This is a genomic window from Isoptericola sp. NPDC057391, assembly GCF_042668085.1.
In the GTDB taxonomy this organism is placed as follows: Bacteria; Actinomycetota; Actinomycetes; order Actinomycetales; family Cellulomonadaceae; genus Isoptericola.
Map to the genome: position 1 here is coordinate 1 of NZ_JBHVBO010000326.1, position 1,749 is coordinate 1,749.

Genomic DNA, 1,749 nt, shown 5'->3' on the forward strand with positions numbered 1-1,749 from the left:
CGGATGACGCGACAGATCGCTTGTTCGTTCGTCGGACGGTCGCCAGCCGGCCCGGCGGAGCCGGCCTGCCACCTCGTCCCCGAGCCGACCGGGCACGGGGAGGTCCTCGGCGGTCGCCCGCTGCACGACGACCCCGCCGTCGGCGACGAGCGCGTTCTGGCGGGTGCGGTCCGCGTAGACGGCGTCGGGCGAGCCGTGGACCTCCGCGCCGTCCACCTCGAGCAGGTACCGCCGGTCCCCGGGAAGGTGCCACACCAGGTCGCCCCGGCCGATGAACGTCCCGTCCGGCGCGTGGAACTCCCGCTGGAGCTCGTCGGGCGGGACACCGGCGTCGAGGCAGTCGAGACGGGCCCAGGTCTCCAGCGGTGACTCCGCTCGCCCGTCGACCAGCCGCCACCACGGATGGGTCCGCTCCACCCCTCGTCGTCCCCGGGCGAGGTCGTGTGCGGTCTCGACCTCGGCACGGGTGATGCGGCCGGCGTGCACGGCGTTGTCGAGGACGGCGACGGCGTGCCGTCGCTCGAGGGTGGGCACCGCCTGGGCGAGGGCATGCACGACGGGGGCGACCCGGCGACCGCGGACGAGCTCGGTCGGGAGCCCGGCGTCGTACTGCCTGACCGCGACGCCGTCGCGTGCGACCCGGGGAGGCCCGCCCGGGAGCATCACCTCCGGGGTGATGTGGACGGGCAGCCCCTGCACCTCGTGCAGGGCCAGGGCGGCCTGCCCGACGGCGATCGCCGTCGGCCCGTACGCGAGCAGCCCGAACCACGCGGCGCGACGGCGGCGATGGTCGAAGAGATCGCGCCGTTCGCGGTGGTCCACGGGGACGGGGTCCGTGTCGTAGACGGCGGTGCTCAACCGCACCCAGCGTCCCTGCCGCACCATGCGGGCCGACCGGTCGGCAGACATCTCGGCCGTCTCGCACTGGCGCGTCGTGACGAGTCCTTCCTGTCGCGCTGCCAGTTCCAGGAGCGCCGGAGGCGGCGGGGTGAGCGGTCGCATGGCGCAAGGTGAGCACTCCGACGGTGCCGGTCGCGCCGCCGCGGCCGGGCCTGTGGACAACGTCACCGGGCCGAGTGCTGTGGACAGCCTCCGTCCGGTGCAGCCCTGGCCTTCCAGCAAGCGATCCGTCGCGTCATCCGGCCCGATGGCGCGAAGGATCGCTTGCTGGAAGGCAGTCAAGGGCAGGGGCGGGGCGTACGGGGCAGGGCACGGGCGCCGATAGGCTTTCGGCCATGACCGACGTCGCAGACACGACCCTGCCCGCCGAGCCCGCCATCGAGCGCACCCTGGTGCTCGTCAAGCCCGACGGCGTCCGCCGCGGCCTGTCCGGCGAGGTGCTGCGGCGCATCGAGGCGAAGGGCTACACGCTCGTCGCCGTCGAGCTCAAGCAGGCCACGACCGAGCTTCTCGCGGCGCACTACGCCGAGCACGAGGGCAAGCCGTTCTACCAGCCGCTCGTGGACTTCATGCTCTCGGGCCCGACGCTCGCCGTCGTCGCCGAGGGCCAGGGCGTCATCCCCGGCTTCCGCTCGCTGGCCGGCGCGACCAACCCGACCGAGGCGGCCCCGGGCACCATCCGCGGCGACCTGGGCCGCGACTGGGGCCTCAAGGTGCAGCAGAACCTCGTGCACGGCTCCGACTCGCCCGAGTCCGCCGCGCGCGAGATCGGGCTCTGGTTCCCGGGTCTCTGAACCGCGAGATAGAGAGGGGATTCCGCCGAGATAGAGAAGCGACGGGCCTGGTCAC

General features: G+C 73.8%; 2 protein-coding genes. One reads left to right on the forward strand and one right to left on the reverse strand.

All coding sequences use genetic code 11. The features are described 5' to 3' along the window. A partial coding sequence (locus ACFUVW_RS20740) for a hypothetical protein (RefSeq protein WP_430573182.1) occupies window positions 1–909 on the reverse strand: 909 nt, incomplete at its 3' end. 326 nt (window positions 910–1,235) lie between these two features. Here ACFUVW_RS20740 and ndk point away from each other — a divergent pair. Then, window positions 1,236–1,694, forward strand: coding sequence for a nucleoside-diphosphate kinase (gene ndk, locus ACFUVW_RS20745; protein WP_430573183.1), 459 nt, complete (start codon window positions 1,236–1,238; stop codon window positions 1,692–1,694). Window positions 1,695–1,749: the final 55 nt, after the last annotated feature.